Origin of the sequence: Mycobacterium sp. (genome assembly GCF_035314665.1) — a bacterium.
GTDB lineage: Bacteria > Actinomycetota > Actinomycetes > Mycobacteriales > Mycobacteriaceae > Mycobacterium.
The window spans coordinates 1-3,886 of sequence record NZ_DATFZD010000206.1; the positions used below are offsets into that span (position 1 = coordinate 1).

The following is a 3,886-nucleotide window of genomic DNA, read 5'->3' on the forward strand; positions in this document are numbered from 1 at the left end:
CGAACGCCAGGATTCTGCATCGGCTGCTGCCCCACTCCACCTTGCACCTGCACTCCGGCGGACATGTGGATCTGATTAGCAATGCCGCCGAGCTGGCGCCGATTATCGAGATGTTCAGAAGAATGCAGTGAAAGCGTGATATGGGTACGGCAACAACCACCGACAGCGGGCTCCCACGCACTGGAACCCGGACAGGCGAGCAGCCGTTGTTGGACTCCGAAACCGACTAGAGCGGGCGGGTAGGTCGGTAATCGGTTGCCGCGCTGGCATTGGGCGCCTGGGCGTGGCGCGACCGGCTGGACTGACCGGGCGTGCGTGGCCGCAGATGCGCGTGACCGTCGTGGGTGGGCGTCTGGGATGCGGTGCTGATTTGTGCCGATGAGCAGCGCCGTCACGGGTGGGGGGCGCAAAATGAAGTGTGACAACCGGTACGCGGCTGCGCTTCGATGCTGCCGGGTCCGCGCGAAACCCGCAACCGTATAAAGCCCAGGCACTCTCCCACGGAAGGCAGGCACATATGACCGCCACCGACCCGGCGACCTCTTCGAGGCCGGTCTACCCGAATATCGGTAAGGCGCTCGGCACCGATTATTTTCTGCTCAAGGAGAACCTCACCCCGGACGAGCGAGGGTATCTGGAGCGGGCACGTCGGTTCGTTGACGAGGAAGTGCTGCCGGTGATCAACGGCTTCTGGGAGCGCGCCGAGGTGCCCCTGGAGCTGTGTCGGCGCCTCGGTGAGTTGGGTTTGATTGGCGACGGCCTGCAGGGCTACGGTTGCCCGCCGATGAGCGCCACGGCTGCCGGGTTGATCACGATGGAACTCCACCGCGGCGACGGCAGCGTGGGCACCTTCGTGGGGGTACAGGCTGGCCTGGCGATGCGCTCAATCCACCTGCTGGGCTCCGAAGAGCAGAAGCAACGCTGGCTGCCGGCGATGGCGCGTGGTGAGAAGCTGGGCGCGTTCGCGTTGACCGAGCCGCGGCACGGCTCGGACTCGGTGTCGCTTGAGACCGAGGCGCGCCGCGTCGGAGATGAGTATGTGATCAACGGCGCCAAGCGCTGGATCGGCAATGGCACGCTGGCCGACGTGGTGGTGGTCTGGGCTCGCGACGCCGAGGATCTGCAGGTCAAGGGTTTCCTGGTGGAGAAGGGGACGCCCGGGTATGAGGCCCGCGTGATCGAGGGGAAGGGCTCGCTGCGTGCGCTGTGGCAAGCCGATATCGACCTGATCGATGTGCGGGTGCCAGTGGACAACCGCCTCCCCGGGGCATACAGCTTCAAGGACACCGGCCGAGTGCTCAAGGCTACCCGCGCCACGTGCGCCTGGTCAGCACTCGGCCACGCGGTGGCCGGTTACGACGCCGCGCTGAGCTACGCCCAGCAGCGCACCCAGTTCGGCAGGCCGCTGGCGCGGTTCCAGATCGTGCAGGAAAAGCTGGTCCAGATGCTCTGCGAGATCACGGCCATGCAGCTGTACTGCTTGCGCATCGGGCGTCTGGATGACACCGAGGAGCTCTCCGACACGATCGCGGCGCTGGGCAAGCTCAACAACACCGTCAAGGCCCGCCAGGTGCTCGCCGAGGCGCGCAATCTGTTGGGCGGCAACGGCATTCTGCTGGAGAACCACGTCATCCGCCACATGACCGACATCGAAACCATCTACACCTATGAGGGAACAGAGACAATCCAAACCCTGCTCGTCGGCCGGGACATCACGGGCTTGAGCGCCTTCACCTGATCCGCGACGTCTGCACGGCACCTGCTGGGCCCCGGTGGGCTCGGGGATGGGTCTGCGGCGGTGACGCGACACCGAAGAGGAGATGAGACAGATGGAGTTTCCCGCCGATTCGTTGTCCGGCCTGACCGCCCCGGACAAAATCGTGACCGCCGCGGAGGCCGTGGCGTTGATCCGGGATGGCGACACCATCGTGGCGGAGGGTTTTGCCGGACAATGCTTCGCCGAGGAGCTCACCCTGGCGCTGGAGGTGCGATTCCTGCAGACCGGCGCGCCGACGGATCTGACGTTGACGTTCACCGTCGCGCAAGGCAACCGGGAAGGGCGCGGGTTTGACCGCCTGTGCTACGAGGGCCTGCTCAAGCGCGCCATCGGCGGGCACTGGGGGATGTCGGGTGAGCTCGGCAAGATGGCGGTCGGCAACAAGATCGAGGCCTACAACCTGCCGCAGGGGGTGATCGCCCAACTGTTCCGCGACAGCGCCGCCGGTAAGCCGGGGCTACTCACCCGGGTCGGCCTCGACACGTTCGTCGACCCGCGCAACGGCGGCGGGAAAATCAACGACAAGACCACCGAGGACCGTGTCGAACTGATGTCCATCGGCGGCCAGGAATACCTGTTCTACAAGGCGTTCGAGCGGCTGGATGTGGCGTTCCTGCGCGGCACCACCGCCGACCCCAACGGCAACATCACCATGGAACACGAGGCGCTGTACCTCGAGTCCCTCGCCGTTGCCATGGCGGTCCACAACGCCGGCGGCCTGGTGATCGTCCAGGTGGAACGCATCGCCGACGTGGGAGTGCTCAGTCCCAAGGAGGTGAAGATTCCGGGCGTGCTCGTCGACTGCGTGGTGGTGTCCACGCCCGAGCATCACACCCAGACCTGGGGCACCCAGTATTCGCCCGCGATGAGCGGGGAGCTGCGCGTGCCCTTGTCGTTGATTCCCCCGCTCGGATTGTCCGAGCGCAAGGTGATCGCCCGGCGCGCGGCGATGGAGTTGCGGCCCAACGCGGTGGTCAACCTGGGCATCGGCATGCCCGAAGGCATCGCCAGCGTGGCCGCCGAGGAGCATATCCTCACCTACATCGTGCTGACCGCCGAACCCGGGGTGATCGGGGGAATGCCGGCCGGCGGGCGGGATTTCGGTTCGGCGATCAACGGTGACGCCATCCTGGACCAGCCCGCCCAGTTCGACTTCTACGACGGCGGCGGCCTTGACGCGGCGTTTCTGGGCATGGCGCAGGCCGACGGGTCCGGAAACGTCAACGTCAGCCGGTTCGGGCCCAAGCTCGCCGGATCCGGCGGGTTCATCAACATCAGCCAAAACGCCAAGAAGGTGGTGTTTCTGGGAACGTTTCTGGCACCGTGCCGCACCCGTGTCGTCGATGGACACATCGTCGTCACCGACGGCGTCGCCGCCCCCAAATTCCTTGACAAGGTCGAGCAACGCACCTTCAGCGCGCAATACGCCGCGGCAACCGGACAGCCGGTGCTCTACGTGACCGAACGCTGCGTGTTCCGGCTGGCGCCCGAGGGCCTGGAACTCATCGAGATCGCCCCCGGTATCGATCTGCACAACGATGTCCTGGCCCATGTCGGATTCACCCCGATCATCAGAGATGAGCCGAAGCTGATGGACGAGAGGCTCTTCCGTAACGAGCCGATGAGGCTCAAAGACGATCTGCTCACCGTGCCGCTGGAAGCGCGCTTCGGCTACGACGCCGACCGCAACATTTTCTTCCTCAACCTGGAGGGCCTATCGGTACAGACAGCGGCCCAGGTGGAAGCCATCACCGCCGAGGTCGAGAAAAGGCTGGCCGCGATCGGTAAGAAGGTGCACGTCGTGGTCAACTACGACAACCTCTATCTTGCCCCCGACCTCGCCGACGCGTACGTCTCCGCCGTCCGCGGCATCGCAGAACGCCATTACGAGAGCGTCACCCGGTACACCACCAGCTCCTTCATGCGGCTCAAGCTCGCTGGACACCTCTCCCAGCGCGGACTCGCCCCCCACATCTACGAAAGCCGCCAAGAAGCGCTCGCATGGCTCAACAGCCGCGCCGACAACGGATCCCGGCCACCCGGATAGGCCGCCCACCACCGGGTGTCACCCAGACCGGCGGGCTAACGGGTGTATTCATAGAAACCCCG

2 protein-coding genes and 1 pseudogene are annotated in these 3,886 nt (G+C 65.4%); all 3 read left to right on the top strand.

The genetic code is table 11. The features are described 5' to 3' along the window. Positions 1-131, top strand: a pseudogene (locus VKI00_RS15545) (poly(3-hydroxyalkanoate) depolymerase); the annotation flags it as partial. A 386-nt stretch (positions 132-517) separates the two neighbouring features. Then, positions 518-1,738, top strand: coding sequence for an acyl-CoA dehydrogenase family protein (locus VKI00_RS15550; RefSeq protein ID WP_324438832.1), 1,221 nt, complete (start codon positions 518-520; stop codon positions 1,736-1,738). 91 nt (positions 1,739-1,829) lie between these two features. Then, entirely contained in the window at positions 1,830-3,824 is a 1,995-nt protein-coding gene (locus VKI00_RS15555) for an acyl CoA:acetate/3-ketoacid CoA transferase (RefSeq protein WP_324438836.1), read from the top strand. Positions 3,825-3,886: the final 62 nt, after the last annotated feature.

Excerpts from the sequence above, each read along its gene's own strand:
- VKI00_RS15550 (WP_324438832.1), top strand. The coding sequence starts at position 518 with ATGACCGCCACCGACCCGGCGACCTCTTCGAGGCCGGTCTACCCGAAT.
- VKI00_RS15555 (WP_324438836.1), top strand. The coding sequence starts at position 1,830 with ATGGAGTTTCCCGCCGATTCGTTGTCCGGCCTGACCGCCCCGGACAAA.